Origin of the sequence: Pseudomonas sp. Sample_10 (genome assembly GCF_004321495.1) — a bacterium.
In the GTDB taxonomy this organism is placed as follows: domain Bacteria; phylum Pseudomonadota; class Gammaproteobacteria; order Pseudomonadales; family Pseudomonadaceae; genus Aquipseudomonas.
Window position 1 is genome coordinate 1 of sequence record NZ_RCOE01000112.1, and the last position, 20,245, is coordinate 20,245.

The following is a 20,245-nucleotide window of genomic DNA, read 5'->3' on the forward strand; positions in this document are numbered from 1 at the left end:
ACCTCTCTCTTTGGACTCAGGGTCAACATACAAGGAGCGAGCCTGCTCGCGATGGCGATCTGTCAGTTGACGAAGATGTTGAAAGTGCCGGCCTTATCGCGAGTAGGCTCGCGCCTACAGGGATTGTGGCGTTCCTCAAAAGAGGTGGTCAAAAAGTGATCAGTGGTCTGTAGCCCATGCCCAGCATGGCCTGTAGTCCCTTTCACTCAGGTTATCCACAGGCGGTTCCACAGGCATTGTGGGTAAAGCATCCACAGGTCAGTGACAACCTGATGACTGCCAGACGCGTTGCGCACTGTGATGGAGGATGCCGTGACGTCGGGCCAGGGCGTGCCGGTCCTTGCTGTAGCCGCCGCCGATCACGCCGACCACCGGAATATCCCGGCCCAGGCAATGGCGCATCACGCTTTCATCGCGGGCGGCGACACCTTCATCCGTCAGTTTCAGGTAACCGAGGGCGTCATCCTTGTGCACATCGACCCCGGCGTCGTACAGCACCAGGTCGGGTTGATACAGCGGCAACAGGTAGTTGAGTGCATCGTCCACCACCTTCAGGTAATCGGCATCGCCCATGCCATTGGGCAGCGGAATGTCCCAATCGCTTTCAGCCTTGCGTGCAGGAAAATTCTTCTCGCAGTGCAGGGAAACGGTGATCGCCTCTGGAGTGTTGTGCAGAATCCGAGCAGTCCCATCGCCCTGATGCACGTCGCAATCGAAAATCAGCACCCGATTCACACGCCCGCTCTCCAGCAGGTAGTGGCTGATCACCGCCAGGTCGTTGAAGATGCAGAAACCCGCCGGGTAATCGTAATGCGCGTGGTGAGTGCCGCCGGCGAGGTGGCAGGCCAGCCCATGTTCCAGCGCTTGCTCGGCCGCCAGCAGCGAACCGCCGACCGCACGCACCGTGCGTCGCGCAAGCGCTTCGCTCCAGGGAAGGCCAAGGCGCCGTTGATCTTCACGGGACAACTCGCCACTCATGTAGCGTTCGATATACGAAGGGTCATGGGCGAGGGCGAGAATCTCTGGCGGGCACAGTTGTGGGCGCAGCAGATCGGCGTCGCGGGTCAGGCCGCTGTCCACCAGGTGATCGCGCAACAGGCGAAACTTGTCCATCGGGAAGCGGTGATCCGCCGGAAACTCGGGGCTGTAGTCTTCGTGGTAGATCAACGGCAACGGCATGATGATTTCAATCGGGAATGAGAGACGGATCCTACCAGCGTTGTAGACTGGCGGCATGGAAATGGGGGGAGGGCACGATGGAGCCGATACTTGAACTGGCAAGCGCGCGATTGCTGATGCGCCAATGGCGTGATGACGATTTGCCGGAATTTGCCGCGATGTGCGCTGATCCTCAGGTCATGCGTTATTTTCCCGCACCCTTGAGCCGACTGGAAAGTGCTGAATTGATCGGGCGAGTCCGTGGCCATTTCGCCGAGCACGGTTTTGGCCTGTGGGCACTGGAGCGCAAGGATACCGGGCAATTCATCGGTTTCACCGGGCTGGGCGTGGTCGGCTTCGAGGCACCGTTTACCCCGGCCATCGAAATCGGTTGGCGCCTGGCTCGCGAGCACTGGGGCCTTGGCTACGCCAGCGAAGCGGCGTGGACCGCTCTGCGCTGCGGGTTTGACCGCTTGCTGCTGAGCGAAGTCGTGTCCTTTACCGCTGACAGTAATCTGCCGTCGCAGAAAGTCATGCAGGCGATTGGCATGCATCACGATCCGGCCGATGACTTCGATCACCCCAAGCTTGCCGTCGATCATCCCCTGCGTCATCACGTGTTGTACCGCATCAGCCGTGAACAATGGCTGCAAACCTTGCATGGATAACCTGACACGGACGTTTACAATGGACCCCATGTTGGCCCGGGCCAGAAACTGAATCGACCGCTGCAGCCAAGACTGCGCGGTATTGCGTTGTGTGAGGAGAGTCTGAATGAGCCAAGTGTTGGAAGATCTGGTCGACCTGCTGACGCTGGAACCGATCGAGGAAAACCTGTTCCGTGGCCGCAGCCAGGACCTCGGGTTTCGTCAGTTGTTCGGTGGTCAGGTGCTCGGGCAGTCGCTGTCGGCGGCCAGTCAGACTGTGGAAGAGGCGCGTCATGTGCATTCGATGCACGGCTATTTCCTGCGTCCGGGCGACGCCGGTTTGCCAGTGGTTTACCAGGTTGACCGGGTGCGTGACGGCGGCAGTTTCAGCACGCGGCGTGTGACGGCCATCCAGAAGGGCCACCCGATCTTCACGTGCAGCGCTTCGTTCCAGTACGACGAAGAAGGCTTTCAGCACCAGAGTGAAATGCCGCAAGTGGTCGGCCCGGAGAATCTGCCGTCGGAGCTGGAGTTGACCCAGCAACGCGCGCACCTGATCCCCGAGAAAATGCGCGAAAAGCTGCTGTGCCCGAAGCCGATCGAATTCCGCCCGGTGACCGAGAAAGATCCCTACAACCCATTGCCATCCGACCCGATCAAATACGTCTGGTTTCGCGCCGACGGTGCCTTGATCGATTCCCCGGCACTGCATAAATACTTGCTGGCCTACGCTTCGGATTTCGGCCTGCTCGTGACGTCGATGCAGCCTCACGGCAAATCGGTCTGGCACAAGGACATGCAGGTCGCCAGCCTCGACCATGCGTTGTGGTTCCACGCCAACCTGCGCGCCGATGACTGGTTGCTTTACGCGATGGACAGTCCGTGGGCCGGCAATTCCCGCGGGTTTTCCCGTGGCAGCGTATTCAACCGCGCCGGACAACTGGTGGCCTCGGTCACGCAGGAAGGTTTGATCCGCCATCGCAAGGATTGGGCATGAGCCTGACCGACGTACGTCATTGGGTGTTCGACATGGACGGCACCCTGACGGTGGCCGTGCATGATTTCGCGGCGATTCGCGTGGCATTGGCGATCCCCGCGCAAGACGACATCCTGACCCACCTGGCCGCGCTGCCCGCCGAGGAAGCAGCGGCCAAACACGCCTGGTTGCTGGAACATGAACGGGATCTGGCGCTGGGTTCGAAACCGGCGCCGGGCGCGGTAGAACTGGTGCGTGAGTTGGCCGGACGTGGTTATCGCCTGGGGATTCTGACGCGCAATTCCCGTGAGTTGGCGCACGTTACGCTTGAGGCGATCGGCCTGGCCGACTGCTTTGCAGTCGAGGATGTGCTCGGTCGCGATGAGGCCCCACCAAAGCCGCATCCCGGTGGTTTGCTCAAGCTGGCCGAGGCCTGGAGTGTGTCGACCAGCCAGATGGTGATGGTCGGTGACTACCGTTTTGATCTGGACTGCGGACGGGCAGCGGGGGCGCGTACGGTATTGGTGAATCTGCCGGATAATCCGTGGCCGGAATTGACCGACTGGCATGCGGTGGATTGTGTCGAGTTGCGGCAGATGCTTTCGGCTTGAACGCCTCATCGTGAGCAGGCTCGCCCTACAGTTGATCGCATTTCATTGTAGGAGTAAGCCTGCTCGCGATGGCGTCAAATCAGGCAACAAGACTCATCGCCCGAATAACGCCTTCTGCCCCTCAGGCGACGTAAACATCCCGTCCCCGTTATGCCCAACCCCGGGGACTTCAATCAGCTGCTGATCCAGCCCTCGCGGCTTCAACCGCTTCAGATAATTAAAGTAAAAACGCCCTCGGGCCAGGCGATTCGGGCCCTGGGCCTTGGCTTCGCAGCTTTTATCCAGCGCCGGATGGTTCGGGTCGATGTCCTGCTGCCCCAGTAAATAAACGACTTCACGCTTGAGGTACTTGTCCTGCAATTGCGCAGCGGTTTGTCCGTCGGCGTAGGCAGGTAGATCTGACAGGCCATACTTCCAGCGATTGAAGTCCGGGCACTTGGCATGGTTGAACGCTACCGGCCGGCGTTCATCGAAATAGGCATAGGAAGATGGGTTGGCGACCACGTAACGCAGCTTTACCCCGGCGCCTTCCAGTGCCGACTGATCGCGGCCCAGCAAAGCATAGTGCTGCACCACCTGTGCGCCGCCGGAGTGACCGGCGATCACGATTTCCTTCACATCCGCGAACTGCCGACGATCACTCAGCCGGGCGATGATTTCGTCCAGCGCCTCAAAGGAACTCATTCGAAACGGTGCCGTGGATTCACCGCCGGCCATCCATTCATTGCCTTGCCAGCGCAGGACGGTGTCAGCCACTGGGTGCTTTGCGACATCGGTTTCATCAAGGAACTGCGGGGCGATCACCAGGGTGGTTTCGCTTTGTCCGGCCAGTTCGGCAGCGCGCAGGCCGCTCTGCAGGTAGGTTTGCGCATTGCGCAACCGGCCATGGACGATGATCAATACGCGCTCTATTTTTGCCGGTGCCCGGCTGATGCCCACCGCCATTTCACCTGACTTCAACAGCAGGCGCCCGGGACTGAGCTCTTTGACCCCTTGCTCTTGAGCCTGGGACGTTGCACATGTGAACAGTAATACCAACAACCACTTCTTCATTTACAGATTTTTCGCCGCAAAGGTATCGCACTGGCCCACCTGGCCCTGAGCGAATCCGGTTTTGAACCAGCGCACCCGTTGCGCTGACGTACCATGGGTAAATGAGTCCGGCACGACACGGCCCTGACCCTGTTGCTGCAAACGATCGTCGCCAATGGCATTGGCAGCGTTCAATGCTTCTTCGATATCGCCCGGTTCCAGCCAGTTCAACCGTTGCTGCGCATGGTTGGCCCAGACACCGGCCAGGCAGTCAGCCTGGAGTTCCTGGCGTACCAGCAAACCGCCGTCGCCTTCCATTTGCCGACCCTGCTGGCGGGCTGTCTGAATTTTCGCGGAAACGCCGAGCAAGGTCTGCACGTGGTGTCCGACTTCGTGAGCGATCACGTAGGCTTGGGCGAAATCGCCAGCTGCGGAAAAGCGCTGTGACATCTCCTGGAAGAACGCCATGTCCAGATAGACCTTCTGGTCTGCAGGGCAATAGAACGGACCGGTCGCCGATGTCGCCATCCCGCAGGCCGAGTTCACCCGGTTGCTGAACAGCACCAGGGTCGGGTCCTTATATTGCCGCCCGCCCTGCTGGAAAATCTGCTGCCAGGTGTCTTCGGTGTCGCCAAGGATCGAGCGCACGAATTCGGCGCCTTCATCCGTGGTCGGTGGGGCTTTGCGGGTCTGGGTGGTGGCGGGCGCCGATGTGTCGCCCATCTGGCCGGCCAGTTGTCCGAGAATCTGCATCGGGTCCTGGCCGGTGATCCAGCCGATTCCGACAATCAATACGATCGCGGTCAGGCTCAAGCCCTTGCCGCCACCAAAGCGCATCCCGCCACCGCCGGCACCCTCACTACGGGCATCGACCACGTTGTCGCTGCGTCGGCCTTTTTTCCATAGCATGTGGGAATCCTCTGGTAATCCGTGCGATGAGTGTTGCTGCCAAGTGAGAGTGGCGCCAGTCCGGTCGTCCGGCTTTTCCTGCGCACGTCGGTGTTCCCGGCAATCCGTAACGGCTGCCGAGAACTGTTCAGGCTTGTATTGAACGCGGATAACCCATCGAATTCCGTTCTGCGATGGGTTTTTATCCAGAGGGTGATCGCCGGTCCCGCAAGTTATTCGTCGAACGCGTCCCACACGGGCGCAAAGTCCGGGCTGACCTGTCGCTGGCGTTTGGACAGGCTGGCGATCAAGGCACGGTCCTGATCATCCAGATTGATCGTGAATGCCGCCAGGTTCGCCAGCTGATTGGCCTCGCTGCTGGCCTTGGGAATGGCCGCGACGTTCGATTGATCCAGCAACCATTTGAGCGCGACCTGGGTTGGCAGTGCTCCGTGTTTGGCGGCGATCTGCTGGATGGCAGGGATATCCGACACCTTGTTCCGTGCCAGCGGTGTGTAGGCCGTCAACGCCATGTCGTGTTGGCGAGCGTAGTCGAGCAGTGCGTTTTGTCCGAGCAACACGTGGTATTCGACCTGAATGGCTGACAGCGGCGCGCCCAGTTCTTCGATGACTTTGCGCAACAGCGGTAGAGGAAAATTCGCCACGCCGATGTTGCGTGCCAGCCCCTGTTCCTTGAGCGCTACCAGGGTTTCAATGGTGCGTGGCAAATCCCAATCGGTACTGGGCCAGTGGATCATGAACAAGTCGACGTAATCGGAACGCAGGGCCTTGAGGCTGCGGTCCATGGAATGACGCATCGCATCGGGTTGCAGTTGGTCCCACCAGACCTTGGTGGTGATGTGGATCTGCTCGCGGGGTGTCGGACTGTTCGCCACTGCCTGCCCGACAGCGTCCTCGTTGTTGTAGCCGGCTGCCGTGTCGATATGCCGGTATCCGAGCGCCAGGGCCTGCTCCACGGCGCGGGTGCACTCATCTGCAAGCATTGGCCAGGTGCCGAGGCCCAGTTTCGGCATGTTCAGACCTTGTCTGTTAACGATGTGCTGCATGATCGATCTCCTTTTCAAAAGCAGTGACGCCTGCGATGTGGCGTGCGGCGATGTAACCGAAGGTCAGCGCCGGGCCGATGTTGATGCCGCCGGCGGGGTAATGGCCACCCATGATGCTCGCCATGTCGCCGCCCGCCGCGTAGAGCCCTTCAATGGCCTGACCGGCGTGGTCCAGAACCTGCGCATGCGGGTTGACCTTGAGTCCTGCGAAAGTGCCAAAGCTTCCGGGCTGGACCTTCACGGCATAAAACGGCCCCTGTTCGATAGGCGCGACACAGGGGTTGGGGTGTTGCGACGCATCACCTTGTTTGCGGTTGTAAGGCGTTGAGCCACGGCCGAATTGCGGGTCTTCGCCATTGCGTGCGTGACGGTTGTAGTCCGACACCGTGGCGCACAAGCCGCTCGGATCAATGCCGCAGGCCGACGCCAATTCCTCCAGGGTGTTACCGGTTTTCAGATAGCCACTGCGGATGAAGGATGTCAGCGGCACAGGAAATGGCCGTGAAATCCCCAAGCCATAACGCCGCTGAAAACGATGACTGCAAATCAGCCAGGAGGCGACTTCTTCGCCTTGCGGCGCGGCGGCGACCATGGCCTTCACATAGTCGTAGTAACCGTTGGCTTCATTGACGAAGCGCTGGCCGTTGCTCAGTACGCCGATGATTCCGGGCTTGCCGCGCTCGATGATGTGCGGGAAATGACCAAGGCTGCCGTCGCCGTGCGGCACTTGCGACACCGGTGCCCAGGCCACGGGAGAGGCCATGTCGGCATTGATTTGTGCGCCGACACTTTCACCCAGTCGCAGGCCGTCACCGGACACACCGAGCGGTGGCAAGGCCAGATGTTCATGGCCGGTCGGCGTGCGCGGAAATAGCGCTTTGCGCCGTTCGATGTCATTGGCGAAGCCGCCGGCCGCCAGCACCACGCCCTTGCGCGCCCGGATGCGCACCAAGCCTTTGCCTGTGCTGACGATCGCCCCGTGCACCTGATTGTTCTCACACAACAATTGGGTGACCGGCGCCGATTCCCAGAGCAATACACCGAGGTCTTCGGCAGACTTTGCCAGACGCGCCACCAAGGCCACGCCGTTGACCAGTTGCATGGCACGACCATGCACGGCGAGATCGAACAAATGCCGGGTGACGCGTCGGGTGACGTGCCACGCCGCTGACAGCGAGCGGGTCAGGTTGAGGAACGCCGTGAGGTCCGCGCCGGCCATGATCGGCATGCCCATGAAAGACGTTTCGCGCATTGTTTTACGTAAACGCTTGAGCAGTTTGCCGACATTTCTGGCATCAAACGGCGCTGCGATAACCGAGCGCCCCCCGGTCCCGGCACCAGGTGTGTCGCCGTGGATGTCGGCAATGGCATTGCCGTCGGCAAACTGCAACGAGGTGTGCTGTTCAAAGAACGCGACCATTTGCGGAGCGACTTGAAGGAACGCGTCAATCATTGCCGGATCGTACTGGTCGCCCAATTCATGTTGCAGATAGGTGCGCGGTTGCTCAATGTCTTCGACGATGCCGGCACGCCGCGCCAATGGATTGCATGGCACCCAGGCCCAGCCTCCTGACCAGGCCGTGGCGCCGCCGAATACCGGGTCCTTCTCTACCACGATCACCTTCAGCCCGTGCCAGGCCGCAGTGACGGCTGCGGACAGGCCCGCCGCACCTGAGCCGACGATCAGCACATCGCAGTCGATGTCGGGAAAAATGTGCGAATCGGCAGGCATGGTGAGCACTCCGGTGTTGTTATTTTGGAATTTGATTCCAGAAAATATAAGAGTCTTCCTAAGGCGAGCAAGTGAAGGCTGCGTAAAGGGGGCGGTTATCGGACATACAGTTCCAGATTTCCCGTTCCGCGGGTTGTCTTCTAGAATCGAGCAAATTTTGCGTGGAAACTCCCATGGCCGGCAGTCAGATCGAACGTGTTTTCAGTGTGCTCGAAAGCCTCACCAGCGACCCTCGCGGCCTGCCAATGCAGACCTTGGCGGAGCAATTGGACATTCCCAAAAGCGCGACTCACCGCTTGCTCGCCGAGCTGATTCGGCTGGGTTACGTGCGGCAGAATCCGGAAAACTTGCGTTATCACTTGTCGACCAAACTGGTGGCCATGGGGTTCCGATACCTGTCGAGCAGCGGCGCCGACATTGTGCAGCCGGTGCTGGACCGGTTGGCACAGGAAACCGGTGAACTGGTGCGACTGGGGGTGATCGAGGGCGAGCGCCAGACCTGGATCGCCAAGTCCCAGGGGGCTCGCTCGGGCTTGCGTTATGACCCTGACATGGGTCGCGATGCACCCTTGTTTTATACCGCCTCGGGGCATGCGTGGCTGGCGTGCATGAGCGATGCCGAGGCCTTGTCGCTGGTGGAGCGCCAGGCGGCGGATCGGCCGCTGGAACCAGGGCCGAATGCGCCGCGTTCCAACATCGAATTGCTTGAGCGTTTGCGACTGGCGCGGGAGCAGGGCTACGCCTGTGTCGAGGAAAGTTCGGCCGTAGGCACTTCAGCGATTGCCGCGGTGGTTCGCCATCCGGGGGACGGACGGGTGATCGGCGTGCTCAGCATCGCCGGGCCCAGTGCACGGATGCCGGGCGCACGGTTGCATGAATTGGCGCCGTTGTTGTTGGCGTTTACCGAAGAGTTGTCGGCGGCGAGTCTGGCGTCGGACCTCTTCAGCTAAAACCGCCAATCGAGAAGCTGTGCGCTGTTCGAACACTTTCTGTACCGGTCTGTGTAAGATTGTGGAACTCGGTTCTAAATTAATGGAATTCATTTTTCCAACAAGAACCACAAGAGGACCGCATCTTGAATTCGCCCCTTCGAATCGCGTTGATTGGCGCCGGCAACATGGGCCAGCAGCACTACCAGCATTTGAACTCCCTGAGTGAAGCGATCCTGTGCGCCGTCGCTGATCCCGGACCGCAAGCGGCCGCTCTCGCGGCGCAATGGGGAGTCGGTTATTACGCCGATCACCGTCAGATGCTGGAGCAGGCGAAGCCAGACGCGGTCATCATCGCCAACCCCAACACGTTGCATGTCAGTACTGCGCTCGACTGTCTGGCGGCGAACGTGCCGGTGCTGCTGGAAAAACCGGTGGGTGTGCACCTCGATGAAGCCCGGACGTTGGTGGCCGCTTCGAAAGCGAGCGGCGTTCCGGTGCTGGTGGGCCATCACCGGCGTCACAATCCGTTGATCGTCCGTGCCCATGAACTTATCCACAGCGGCGCGCTGGGCCGATTGACCACGGTCACGGCGCTCTGGCAATTGCGCAAGCCCGACAGTTACTTCGAAACACCTTGGCGCCGCGAGGCGGGTGCAGGAATGCTGTTGACCAATCTGATCCACGACCTCGATCTGCTGCGGCATTTGTGTGGCGAGGTGCGCCAGGTGCAGGCCATTACCAGCAACGCAATACGCGGGTTTGCCAACGAGGATTGCGCGGCGGTGCTGCTGCAATTCGACAACGGCGCGTTGGGTAGCCTGACCGGTTCCGATGCGGTGGCCGCGCCCTGGAGTTGGGAGTTGGGTTCGGGGGAGAACCCGGTGTATCCACGTCAGGCCGACCAGCCGTGTTATTTGCTGGCCGGGACCGGTGGCGCGTTGAGCATTGCGCAACTTAAGCGTTGGCATTACAACGAAGTCGATGGCGGTTGGCACCAACCGTTGCTCGAAGCTCAGGAAGATGTCGTTGCCGATGAAGCCCTGCGTCTACAGTTGCAGCACTTCGTGCGGGTTGTGCGCCGAGAGGTCGAGCCGCTGGTGAGCGCCGCGGATGCCACACGCACGCTGGCACTGATCGAAGCCATTCGCGAGGCCGCCGAAACCGGTCGTGCCTGCGCACCGTCGTTGATCGAGGGCTGACCATGAGCGAACGAATCTTTTCCCTGGCCAGTCTGACGGTGCTGGAGCTTTCACCGCCGCAGATGGTCGAAGTCGCGGCGCGGGCCGGTTACAGCCACGTCGGTTTGCGCCTGGTGCCGGCGACGCCGGAGGAACATCATTTTGCCTTGGTGGCCGATGGCGATCTACGCCGCCAGACCTTGGCCCGTCTGCGCGATACCGGCGTTCGTGTGCTGGATGTTGAAATCCTGCGTTTGAAACCGGACACCGTCGTCGCCGACTTCGAGAAAGTTCTGGCGGTCGGTGCCGAATTCGGCGCCAGTGAGTTGCTGGTCGCCGGTAACGATTCTGACGAGCAACGGCTGACAGAAAACTTCGCGCGGCTGTGTGATCTTGCAAAGCCCTACGGCCTGCATCCGCATCTGGAATTCATGCCCTGGACCGATGCGCGCAATCTGCAACAAGCCGTGCGTATCGTCGAGAATGCCGGGCGTGAAAACGGTGCGGTGCTGGTGGATGCATTTCACTTCGATCGTTCGGCATCGCAACTGGAAGATCTGGCCAGCGTTGCGCCTTCACGGTTACGGTATGCACAGTTGTGCGATGTTGCCGGGCCGCGACCGACCGACATGGCCGAGATTTTGCGTCAGGCGCGTAACGAGCGACGTTTTCCGGGGGATGGCGATTGTGATCTGCCGGGATTGTTGCGCTGTTTGCCGGCTAACATTCCACTGAGCCTGGAGATTCCCACTGTGCAGTTGCTGGAGCAGGGCGTGAGTGGGCTGGATCGGGCGCAGATGGCTTTGGATAAAACCCGGGAATTGCTGGCGCGGATTTGACTTGCTTTTGTGATGAGGGAGCTTGCTCCCGTTCGAGCGCGGAGCGGTCGCCGATGCTGTTTTGGGACTGCTGCGCAGTCCAGCGGGAGCCAGCTCCCTCGCCACATACCCATTTCACTAAGAGGCCTTCATGACCGTCAGCACCCCGCTCTCCGGCGTCAATCAGCCCTTCAAGGGGATCCTGCTGATCGTTGTCGCAACCTTCCTGTTTTCCAGTCACGACGCATTCTCGAAGTACCTCTCCGGTTTCTATCCGATTGTGATGGTGGTGTGGGCGCGCTACGTGGTTCACACGTTGCTGATGGCCGGGATTTTCCTGCCGCAATCGGGGCTGCGGGTTCTGCGTACCAAGCGACCGCTGCTGCAATTGGTTCGCGCACTGTGCCTGTTGGGCACCAGCCTGTTTTTCACCACCGGGTTGATGTACATCCCGCTGGCCGAGGCGACGTCGGTCAACTTCCTGGCACCGGTGCTGGTCACCGCATTGTCGGTGCCGTTGTTGGGCGAGCGGGTCACTCGCGGGCAATGGCTGGCGGTGATCTTCGGCTTCATCGGTGTATTGATCATCGTTCATCCCGGCGGTGATTTGTTTACCCCGGCAGTGTTGTTGCCATTCTGTTCGGCATTGTTTTTCTGCTTCTACCAATTGCTGACGCGCAAGCTCAGCGAGATCGACAGCCCGACCACCAGCAACTTCTTCGCCGGCCTGTGCAACACATTGGTGATGAGCGCGCTGGTGCCGTTCTTCTGGCAGACGCCGAGCCTGGCGCACGGCGCGATGATGCTGGCGCTGGGTGCCTGCGGGATGACAGCGCACCTGTTCCTGACCCAGGCTTTCCGGCTTGCTGCGCCGGCATTGCTGGCACCGTTCAGTTACTGCCAGATCATCTTCGCCGGTCTGCTGGGCTGGTGGCTGTTTTCCCACACGCCGACCCTGACCACCGTGATCGGCATCGCCATTATTTGCTGCAGTGGCCTGGCAGCGGCCTGGCAGCAAAGTCGTCGCTGATAGCCCCTGAACAGCAGGCAAAAAAAAGCGCAGGCCCGATAGCGGGCCTGCGCCGAGGGAACATCAGTCTTCTACTGTCGGAATCTTGCGCGGTGCCATGAAGTACATCCAGGTCAGTGCAATGAAGTACATCGCCGGGATCAGGGTGAACAGCACGGTGTAGTTGTTGTTGGTGACCGTCAGGATGTGGCCGACCAACTGGGTCATGAACATCCCGCCAATGGCCGCACACATGCCGCCGAAACCGAACACCGTACTCATCATGTGCTTGGGCGTGTAGTCCATCACCAGGCTCCAGATGTTGGCGGTCCAGGCCTGGTGCGCGCCGATGGCCAGAGAGATGGCGAACACTGCGACCCACAGGTTGCTGGAACCCGCCGCCATGACTACGCCGATGATGCAGCAGGCGAACAGGAACATCGACATCAGTCGCGCCTTGATCGGGTTGACACCGCGGCCGATCAGGAACGAGGAGAGGATGCCGCCGCCCACGCTGCCGAAGTCGGCAGTGAGGTAGATGATGATCAGCGGGATGCCCATCTGGGTCACGTTGATGCCCAGGTTGTATTGCTGATTGAGGAACGGTGGCAGCCAGTACAGGTAGAACCAGAACACCGGCGCGGTGATCGAGTAGGCGAGGGCAAAGGCCCAGGTGCCGCGCATGCGCAGGATTCGCGAGAACGGTACGCGGGTCTGTTCCGGTTCGACTTCATTCTGGATGTAGTCCAGTTCGGACTGTTTGACGCTCGGGTGATCTTCCGGGTTGAAGTACTTCAGGCCCCAGAACAGCAACCAGATACCGCCCAGTGCGGCCATGCACAGGAACGCGGCTTGCCAGCCCCAGACGTGCAGGATCAGCGGCAGCAGCATCGGCGTGAACATCGCACCGACGTTGGTACCGGCGTTGAAAATGCCGGTGGCCACCGCACGTTCACCGGCCGGGAACCACAGGCGCGTGGTTTTCACGCAGGCCGGGTAGTTGGCGGCTTCAGTGAGGCCGAGAATGAAACGGCAGACCATGAAGCCGACAGCCGAAGTGGCCAGGCCGTGGGCACCGGTCGCCAGGCTCCAGAGCAGCACGGCGCAGAAGAACACGCGCTTGACGCCGACCCGGTCGATCAATCGGCCTTGCAGCACGAAGCCGATGGCGTAGCCGACCTGGAACCAGAAGTTGATGTTGGCGTAGTCCATCGCCGTCCAGCTCATTTCCTTGGCGAGAATCGGCTGCATGACGCCGAGGGCGGCGCGGTCGATGTAGTTCAGGGTGGTGGCGAAAAACACCAGCGCCAGCATGCCCCAGCGGGTTTTGCCGACCGCCATGGCACCACGGATTTTATCGCCGATGCCACCAGTGGCAGCGCTCATGGCCGGAGCCATGCGGGAGCTTTGAGTAGGAATCATGTGTACCACCCGTTTTTGAATTTGTTATGAGTGTTCTGGGTCGTCGAACAGTTTTTTGAACACGGCGACCGGTGGTTGGTTACCCGGCCTCAATGTGGGATTGATGTTGCGCAGTGAACAAAAAATCGTCAATTCGCCAACGGCCATTGTGTTCGATAATCGCACGCAAAACTAACCGGGTAGTACACTTTGAATTGATCAATGCACCGGCCCGCTCAATAATTCGCTCACTCTATTAAAAGCGGCGCAAATTCCCTGTAGCCGAAGCCTCCACCAGGAGTCGAAAACATGCAGCGTTCCATTGCCACCGTGTCCTTGAGCGGTACCCTGCCGGAAAAACTCGAAGCCATTGCCGCCGCCGGTTTTGACGGTGTCGAGATTTTCGAGAACGACCTTCTCTACTACGACGGCAGCCCTCGGGAAATTAAACAGATGTGCGCCGATCTCGGGATCGCCATCACCCTGTTCCAACCGTTCCGGGATTTCGAAGGCTGCCGCCGTGACCGCTTGTCGCGCAATCTGGAAAGGGCCGAGCGCAAGTTCGACCTGATGCAGGAACTGGGCACCGACCTGGTGCTGGTGTGCAGCAACGCCTCGGTTGACTCTGTGGGTGACGAACAGATTCTGGTCGATGACTTGCGCTTGCTGGCCGAGCGCGCCGGCGCACGAGGCCTGCGCATCGGTTACGAAGCGCTGGCCTGGGGCCGGCATGTGAACACTTGGCAGCAGGTGTGGAACATTGTCCGCCAAGCGGATCATCCAAGCCTCGGGGTGTTGCTCGACAGCTTCCATACGCTGTCGCTCAAGGGCGACCCGAGCGCCATCGCCGAGATTCCCGGCGACAAGATCTTCTTCGTGCAAATGGCCGACGCGCCGATCCTGGCCATGGATGTGCTGGAGTGGAGCCGACATTTCCGGTGCTTCCCGGGCCAGGGTGAATTCGATCTGCCGGGCTTCCTCGCGCCGATCATCAAGAGTGGCTACACCGGCCCGCTGTCGCTGGAGATCTTCAACGACGGTTTCCGTGCCGCGCCGCCGCGGGCCAATGCTGCCGACGGTTTGCGCTCGTTGCTTTACCTTGAAGAGAAAACCCGCCAGCGCCTGGAACAGCAAGCCAAGCCATCGAGCAACCTCGACATTCTGTTCGAGACACCGAAGGCCAGCGAATACAACGGCATCGAGTTTCTCGAATTTGCCGTGGACGAAAGCCTCGGCGCCAAGCTATCCCATTGGCTGGAGCGTTTGGGTTTCGTCAAGGCAGGCCAGCATCGCTCCAAGAGCGTCAGCCTGCTGCGCCAGGGCGACATCAACCTGATCCTCAACTCCGAGCCGTACTCGTTCGGCCACAGTTTCTTCGAGGCGCACGGGCCGTCACTGTGCGCCACCGCCGTGCGGGTCAAGGACAGCGCAAGTGCGCTGGCCCGGGCCGTGGCTTACAAAGGCCAGCCCTATCGCGGGCTGGTCGGGCCGAACGAACTGGAGCTGGCCGCCGTGCGGGCGCCGGACGGCAGCCTGATTTACCTGGTCGACCAGCAGGCCGACGTCTACGGCACTGACTTCAACCTGTTCCCGGATGCGCAGACCGCTGGCGGCCTCAAGCGCATCGACCACATGGCCATGGCGCTGCCGGCCGACAGCCTCGACAGTTGGGTGTTGTTCTACAAGAGCCTGCTGGACTTCGAAGCCGATGACGAAGTGGTGCTGCCCGATCCCTACGGCCTGGTGAAAAGCCGTGCACTGCGCAGCCGCGACAGTTCGATTCGCCTGCCGCTGAACATTTCCGAAAACCGCAACACGGCCATCTCACATGCGCTGTCGAGTTATCGCGGCTCCGGCGTGCATCACATTGCGTTTGATTGCGACGATATCTTCGCCCAGGTCAGCCGCGCCAAAGAGGCAGGCGTGCCGCTGCTGGATATCCCGCTCAACTACTACGATGACCTGGCAGCCCGTTTCGATTTCGACGACGAGTTTCTCAGCGAGTTGGCCTATTACAACGTGCTGTACGACCGCGATGCCCAGGGTGGCGAGCTGTTTCACGTCTACACCGAGCCGTTCGAAGGACGCTTCTTCTTCGAAATCATCCAGCGCAAGAACGGTTATGCCGGTTACGGCGCGGCCAACGTAGCAGTGCGTTTGGCCGCCATGGCCAAATCCCGAAGCGGCGCCGTACGCCAGGCAAAGTTGTAGGAAAATCGTAAACACGCCGACAAACCGCTGCCGCACGGCTTCCTTCGCTGTGCGGCGCGGCTCATAATCGCCAGCCTGTGCAGTGATGGCCGTGAGCCCGCAATGACAATGACCTCAGAACTCTCCGCAGCGCCCGAGCAACCCCTGGCCGAGCCGCGCAAGAGTCGCAAGAACAACCCGGAAAAAAACCGCGAGAACATCCTTCAGGAAGCGATTGTCGAGTTCGTTCAACAAGGCCTGTCCGGGGCTCGCGTCGATGCGATCGCCGAGCGCATCCACACCTCCAAGCGCATGATCTATTACTACTTCGGCAGTAAGGAACAGCTCTACGTCGAAGTGCTGGAAAAGCTCTACGGCGATATCCGCAACACCGAAAACCGCCTGCACCTGACTGAGCTGGCGCCGGTAGAGGCGATTCGACGCCTGGTGGAATTCACCTTCGATCACCATGATCGCAACGTCGATTTCGTGCGCATTGTCAGTATCGAGAACATTCACAACGCCGAGTATGTGAAGCGCTCCGATGCCATCAAGGCGATGAACAACACCATCCTCGATTCACTGGGCGAGATTCTGCGTCGCGGCGCCGAGCAAGGGCTGTTCCGCACGGGGCTTGATCCGTTGGATGTGCATTTGCTGATCAGTTCGTTCTGCTTCTATCGCGTGTCGAACCGTCATACCTTTGGCGAAATCTTTCAGATCGACCTGCCGGATGAACGCATCAAGCAGCGCCATCGCGAGATGATCTGCGAGTCGGTCCTGCGGTATCTGCAGGCCTGATGCGGGCGAGGGGGCTAACCCCCTCGCCAGATCCGATCAACCATTCATGCTCTGAAAATGCGCCAGCATTCGCTGCGCATCCGGCACCACGCCGCTGAACAACTCAAATGCCTTCACCGCCTGGAACACTGCCATGTTGCCGCCATCGAGTGTCCGGCAACCCAGCGCGCGGGCGTTGCGCAGCAGTTCGGTTTCCAATGGGAAATACACAATTTCCGCCACCCACAATTCAGCACGCAGCAACTCCACCGGCACCGGCATCCCCGGCAGCTTTTTCATGCCCATCGGCGTGGTATTCACCAGGCCGTTGGCCTCGCCCAGAGCCAGCGCCAGGTCATGACCGGCCACTGCGCGACCGCTGCCAAAATGTTGATTGAGATTGTCAGCCAGGCTCTGGGCGCGGCTGATTTCCACATCGAAAATACTCAGTTGTTGTACGCCTTCACTCAATAGCGCGTGGGCCACCGCCGCACCCGCACCACCGGCGCCCATCTGCACCACGCGCTCGACGGCTACACCTTGCAAGCCTCGGCGAAATCCCTCGGCAAAACCCAGGCAATCGGTGTTGTGGCCGATGCGTTTGCCATCTTTGAGCACCACAGTGTTTACCGCGCCGATGCCGCGGGCTTCCGGCGACAATTCGTCGAGCAGCGGGATGATCGCCTGCTTGCACGGGAACGTAATATTCAGCCCGGTGAAATTCATCCGTTCAGCGGCCAGCAACAGGTCGGGCAGGGCATTGCTGTCGAGTTGCAACTGATCGAGGTCGATCAGGCGATAGAGATAACGCAAGCCTTGGGCGTCGCCTTCATGCTCGTGCAATGTCGGGGTGCGCGAAGCCTGGATGCCGGCGCCGATCAGTCCGGCCAATACCGCTTTGTTCTGGCTCACGATGCTCACCCTTTCAAACGTTGACTGAAGTGTTCAAGCGCCAGGCGATAGCCATGGCTGCCAAAACCCGCCATCACTGCCGTGGCAATGGCTGATACAAAGGAATGGTGGCGGAAGGCTTCACGGGCGTGGACGTTGGACAGGTGGACTTCAATCACCGGCAACTCGCTGGCGACCAACGCGTCGCGAATCGCTACCGACGTGTGAGTCCAGGCAGCCGGGTTGATCACGATCCCGGCGCAGCGGCCGCGGGCGGCGTGAATCCAGTCGAGCAATTCGCCTTCATGGTTGGTCTGGCGAAACTCCACCTTCAGGCCGAATTCTTCCCCGGCACGACCGCACAGAGCAGAAATATCAGCCAGGGTTTCGTGGCCGTAGGTGGCCGGTTCGCGAGTGCCGAGCAGGTTTAGATTCGGGCCGTTGAGCACCAGAATGATGGGGGCCATCAAAATATCTCCACTTATTATTTTTGGCTTTGGCCGTAGGTTTCGACCTGTGGAGATAAATTGTACTAGATGGTTAATTCGGTCAATTGAAGCGACAGCTCCCTGGCTTAATGTGTGCGGTGATCGGACGCTTTCGCGATCAGCGGGGCAAATGCTCTACCAGAAAGTCGATAAACGCCCGTAACCGCAGCGGCACATGTCGGCTTTGCGGATACAGCAACGTAAACGGTCGCGAGCGTCCTCCGTATGGCTTGAGCACTTCTACCAAGGAGCCTTCGGCCAATTCTTTTTCGACGATGAAGCGATAGGTCTGGAACAGACCGGCGCCATGTTTTGCCAGGGTCACGCCGCCCAGTACATCATCGGAGCAAACGAAATTGCCCTCCGCCAGAATCTCGCGTTGATCACCGTTGTCATTGAACAGCCAGGCAATGCGCCGACCACTGCTGGGCAGTTCGTATTGGATGCATTCGTGCTGCTGCAAATCGTCGAGGGTTTGGGGCGTGCCGGCGTGCTTGAGGTACTCGGGGCTGGCAATCATCACCAGCTCGGCGTCCTCTAACGGCCGGGCGATCAAACCGGAATCCGGAATCGCCCGCACTCGAATGGCCAGGTCGTAGCCCTCGCCGACGAAGTCGATATTGCGATTGCTGATGTGCGACTCGACCTTCACCGCCGGAAAACGCGCACGAAAGGCCGGCATCAGCGGCAGGATCCGATGGTGGGCGTAAGTGGTCGGGATGCTGATACGCAGCGTGCCGGACGGCACTTGCTGTTGGCCCATGACTTCGCGCTGGGCTTCTACCAACTGGGCCAGTGCCTGTCGGCATTCCTCGTAGTAGCGTCGGCCGCTGTCGGTCAGTTTGACGCTGCGGGTGGTGCGCGCAAACAGTCGCACGGCCAGACGCTCTTCCATGCGCGACACCGAGCGGCTCACCGCAGCCGGCGTGACGCCCGCCACCAGCGCCGCAGCCGTGAAGCTGCCGGCCTCGGCGGCCAGACAAAACAGCTCGATGCTGCCCAACTGTAGATCGTCGAATTGTCGCTGCATGATTGGTTACACCGGGGATCAGATAAAGTATTTTGCAAACTGTTTAGCAGGCTCGATTGTACAAATAAAGTGATAAGCCTTCGTTAATCAACGATCAGGAGCAGCGCCATGCCTTTCGTCAGCGTGCGTATCACCCGTGAGGGCGTTACCTCGGAGCAAAAAGCCCAGGTTATCGCGGAAATCACCGAAACCCTGCAGCGGGTTCTCGGCAAGCCTCCAGAATGGACTCACATCGTCATCGAGGAAGTCGACACCGATAATTGGGGGCATGCCGGACTCACGGTGACCGAACAACGTAAGCAGCCAGGCTGATTGATCTCGCTTACAAAACAAGCCGTCATCAAGGCGGCTTTTGTGGGTGCATGGAAAGGAATGCTTACGATTCTCCAGCTCTACCCATCAAGTCTGAAGTGGATCTGCGCACTAGTCTCTGAGATGCATTGCCAATTCGATGCTCAGCGCCAGCGGTCGGATTTTCAGGGGAAGTCGAGTCTTCGGATTCATTAACCTAACGGATGGGTTAGCATGAGATTGTTCAGCTATAAAGGGTTGTCAATGGTGATCATGTTGCGCGATGAACATTGCCCACCGCATGCACATGTGGATGCAGGAACCTGGAGTGCGCGCTTCAAATTCAGCTTCTGGCACAACAGTGTCGAGCTGTGGGACGTGAATCCTCATTCACGCAGGCCACCGGTGTCGGTACTGGAAGGCTTGCGTCATGTGCTCGAACAACCCGCTCATATGCGCCGCGCTCGGTGTATCTGGTGGGAAAAGTTGCACACGGTGTGCCTCGATCATCAGATCTGGGACTGGCAAACCAGCGAAGTCGTGTTGGTAAAAAGGATCGCGAGTACGACAGGGATGATTGGCTCGGCTTGCTACGAGCCTGAGACGAATAAGACCCTGCTGGCGCTGATTGGCGTTCCAGAGGGCGTGGAGATTCAGCTATGAAAACGATACGGGCAGGAACGCTGGCTGATCGGTCCGTAACCGATGCGGTGCTGGATGAAGCCATCCAGCGTGGGCAAGTGCGCCACAAAAACGGTTTGCGGGCGACTTCGGTGACTTATGTAGAACCTTGTCTGGCGATCAGTTTCATAGATGGAAGTGGCGTGCTGTTACCCGTACAGCACTATCCGGAATTCGATGAGTTTGACGTCGAGGATTTCGCGGATCTGAAAGTCGGCTTTTCCGGGACTGCTCTCTGCCATGAAGGCAAGGATCTACACGTTTCCATCGCCGGAATGATTAGCGCAAGCAAGCCGTTGATGGACATGGCCGCCTCGGTCATTGCCTCGCGGAATGGCCGCCAGAGCAGCGCCGCCAAAGCCGAGGCTGCGCGGGCGAATGGCCGTAAGGGCGGGCGTCCGCGCAAGGCAGATGCCACCGATTGAGCACGCACAAAAAAGCCGTC

21 protein-coding genes are annotated in these 20,245 nt (G+C 59.8%); 12 read left to right on the top strand and 9 right to left on the bottom strand.

Translation table 11 applies throughout. The features are described 5' to 3' along the window. Positions 1-258: 258 nt before the first annotated feature. A complete protein-coding gene (locus D8U18_RS10410) occupies positions 259-1,179 on the bottom strand; it encodes a histone deacetylase (protein ID WP_056855720.1) in 921 nt (306 codons plus the stop codon). A gap of 77 nt (positions 1,180-1,256) precedes the next feature. On the opposite strand from D8U18_RS10410, the gene D8U18_RS10415 reads away from it, so the two are divergent. From D8U18_RS10415 to D8U18_RS10425, 3 genes are all read left to right on the top strand, one after another. Continuing rightward, positions 1,257-1,826 (top strand): GNAT family N-acetyltransferase, encoded by a 570-nt coding sequence (locus D8U18_RS10415; protein WP_130905837.1) that lies wholly within the window; start codon positions 1,257-1,259, stop codon positions 1,824-1,826. Between the two features lie 106 nt (positions 1,827-1,932). Beyond that, a complete protein-coding gene (gene tesB, locus D8U18_RS10420) occupies positions 1,933-2,802 on the top strand; it encodes an acyl-CoA thioesterase II (protein WP_056855718.1) in 870 nt (289 codons plus the stop codon). Continuing rightward, a complete protein-coding gene (locus tag D8U18_RS10425; protein ID WP_131107582.1) occupies positions 2,799-3,392 on the top strand; it encodes an HAD family hydrolase in 594 nt (197 codons plus the stop codon). The genes tesB and D8U18_RS10425 overlap by 4 nt, the downstream gene beginning before the upstream one ends. Before the next feature lie 93 nt (positions 3,393-3,485). Here the strand turns inward: D8U18_RS10425 and D8U18_RS10430 are convergent, their stop codons facing one another. The 4 genes from D8U18_RS10430 to D8U18_RS10445 all read right to left on the bottom strand — a co-directional run bounded on the left by D8U18_RS10430 (position 3,486) and on the right by D8U18_RS10445 (position 8,111). Continuing rightward, entirely contained in the window at positions 3,486-4,445 is a 960-nt protein-coding gene (locus D8U18_RS10430; protein ID WP_130908440.1) for an alpha/beta hydrolase, read from the bottom strand. Next, positions 4,446-5,333: a neutral zinc metallopeptidase gene (locus D8U18_RS10435; RefSeq protein ID WP_130905839.1), complete on the bottom strand. Its 888-nt coding sequence runs from the start codon at positions 5,331-5,333 to the stop codon at positions 4,446-4,448. It lies immediately after the preceding gene. Between the two features lie 212 nt (positions 5,334-5,545). Beyond that, the gene (locus tag D8U18_RS10440) at positions 5,546-6,379 is read right to left on the bottom strand and encodes an aldo/keto reductase (RefSeq protein WP_131107583.1); all 834 of its coding nucleotides are present in this window, start codon (positions 6,377-6,379) and stop codon (positions 5,546-5,548) included. Continuing rightward, positions 6,363-8,111, bottom strand: a complete 1,749-nt coding sequence (locus tag D8U18_RS10445) for an FAD-dependent oxidoreductase (protein ID WP_131107584.1) — start codon at positions 8,109-8,111, stop codon at positions 6,363-6,365. The genes D8U18_RS10440 and D8U18_RS10445 overlap by 17 nt, the downstream gene beginning before the upstream one ends. 173 nt (positions 8,112-8,284) lie before the next feature. On the opposite strand from D8U18_RS10445, the gene D8U18_RS10450 reads away from it, so the two are divergent. From D8U18_RS10450 to D8U18_RS10465, 4 genes are all read left to right on the top strand, one after another. Beyond that, positions 8,285-9,061, top strand: a complete 777-nt coding sequence (locus D8U18_RS10450) for an IclR family transcriptional regulator (protein ID WP_131107585.1) — start codon at positions 8,285-8,287, stop codon at positions 9,059-9,061. A 125-nt stretch (positions 9,062-9,186) separates the two neighbouring features. Further along, on the top strand, positions 9,187-10,242 hold the full coding sequence (locus D8U18_RS10455) for a Gfo/Idh/MocA family oxidoreductase (RefSeq protein WP_131107586.1): 1,056 nt from the start codon (positions 9,187-9,189) through the stop codon (positions 10,240-10,242). Between the two features lie 2 nt (positions 10,243-10,244). Then, entirely contained in the window at positions 10,245-11,060 is an 816-nt protein-coding gene (locus tag D8U18_RS10460) for a sugar phosphate isomerase/epimerase (protein ID WP_130905842.1), read from the top strand. A gap of 130 nt (positions 11,061-11,190) precedes the next feature. Further along, positions 11,191-12,069, top strand: coding sequence for a DMT family transporter (locus D8U18_RS10465; protein ID WP_131107587.1), 879 nt, complete (start codon positions 11,191-11,193; stop codon positions 12,067-12,069). A 63-nt stretch (positions 12,070-12,132) separates the two neighbouring features. Here the strand turns inward: D8U18_RS10465 and D8U18_RS10470 are convergent, their stop codons facing one another. Next, the gene (locus tag D8U18_RS10470) at positions 12,133-13,470 is read right to left on the bottom strand and encodes an MFS transporter (protein WP_056855708.1); all 1,338 of its coding nucleotides are present in this window, start codon (positions 13,468-13,470) and stop codon (positions 12,133-12,135) included. Positions 13,471-13,758: 288 nt separating this feature from the next. Between D8U18_RS10470 and quiC the strand changes: the two genes are divergently transcribed. Beyond that, entirely contained in the window at positions 13,759-15,660 is a 1,902-nt protein-coding gene (gene quiC / locus D8U18_RS10475) for a 3-dehydroshikimate dehydratase QuiC (protein ID WP_056855707.1), read from the top strand. A gap of 102 nt (positions 15,661-15,762) precedes the next feature. Continuing rightward, on the top strand, positions 15,763-16,440 hold the full coding sequence (locus D8U18_RS10480) for a TetR/AcrR family transcriptional regulator (protein ID WP_131107588.1): 678 nt from the start codon (positions 15,763-15,765) through the stop codon (positions 16,438-16,440). A 36-nt stretch (positions 16,441-16,476) separates the two neighbouring features. On the opposite strand, the gene D8U18_RS10485 is transcribed toward D8U18_RS10480, so the two are convergent. The 3 genes from D8U18_RS10485 to D8U18_RS10495 form a co-directional block, all read right to left on the bottom strand. Continuing rightward, the gene (locus tag D8U18_RS10485; RefSeq protein WP_130930728.1) at positions 16,477-17,331 is read right to left on the bottom strand and encodes a shikimate dehydrogenase; all 855 of its coding nucleotides are present in this window, start codon (positions 17,329-17,331) and stop codon (positions 16,477-16,479) included. Positions 17,332-17,336: 5 nt separating this feature from the next. Then, positions 17,337-17,777: a type II 3-dehydroquinate dehydratase gene (gene aroQ / locus D8U18_RS10490; RefSeq protein ID WP_056855705.1), complete on the bottom strand. Its 441-nt coding sequence runs from the start codon at positions 17,775-17,777 to the stop codon at positions 17,337-17,339. Positions 17,778-17,916: 139 nt separating this feature from the next. Further along, entirely contained in the window at positions 17,917-18,828 is a 912-nt protein-coding gene (locus D8U18_RS10495) for a LysR family transcriptional regulator (protein ID WP_056855704.1), read from the bottom strand. Positions 18,829-18,936: 108 nt separating this feature from the next. On the opposite strand from D8U18_RS10495, the gene D8U18_RS10500 reads away from it, so the two are divergent. The 3 genes from D8U18_RS10500 to D8U18_RS10510 all read left to right on the top strand — a co-directional run bounded on the left by D8U18_RS10500 (position 18,937) and on the right by D8U18_RS10510 (position 20,225). Next, positions 18,937-19,140 (top strand): 4-oxalocrotonate tautomerase family protein, encoded by a 204-nt coding sequence (locus D8U18_RS10500; RefSeq protein WP_056855703.1) that lies wholly within the window; start codon positions 18,937-18,939, stop codon positions 19,138-19,140. Positions 19,141-19,353: 213 nt separating this feature from the next. After that, positions 19,354-19,782 carry a DUF4160 domain-containing protein gene (locus D8U18_RS10505; protein ID WP_131107589.1) on the top strand — a complete coding sequence of 143 codons (429 nt, stop codon included), beginning with the start codon at positions 19,354-19,356 and terminating at the stop codon, positions 19,780-19,782. After that, positions 19,779-20,225: a DUF2442 domain-containing protein gene (locus D8U18_RS10510; protein WP_131107590.1), complete on the top strand. Its 447-nt coding sequence runs from the start codon at positions 19,779-19,781 to the stop codon at positions 20,223-20,225. Before D8U18_RS10505 ends, D8U18_RS10510 begins: the two co-directional genes overlap by 4 nt. Positions 20,226-20,245: the final 20 nt, after the last annotated feature.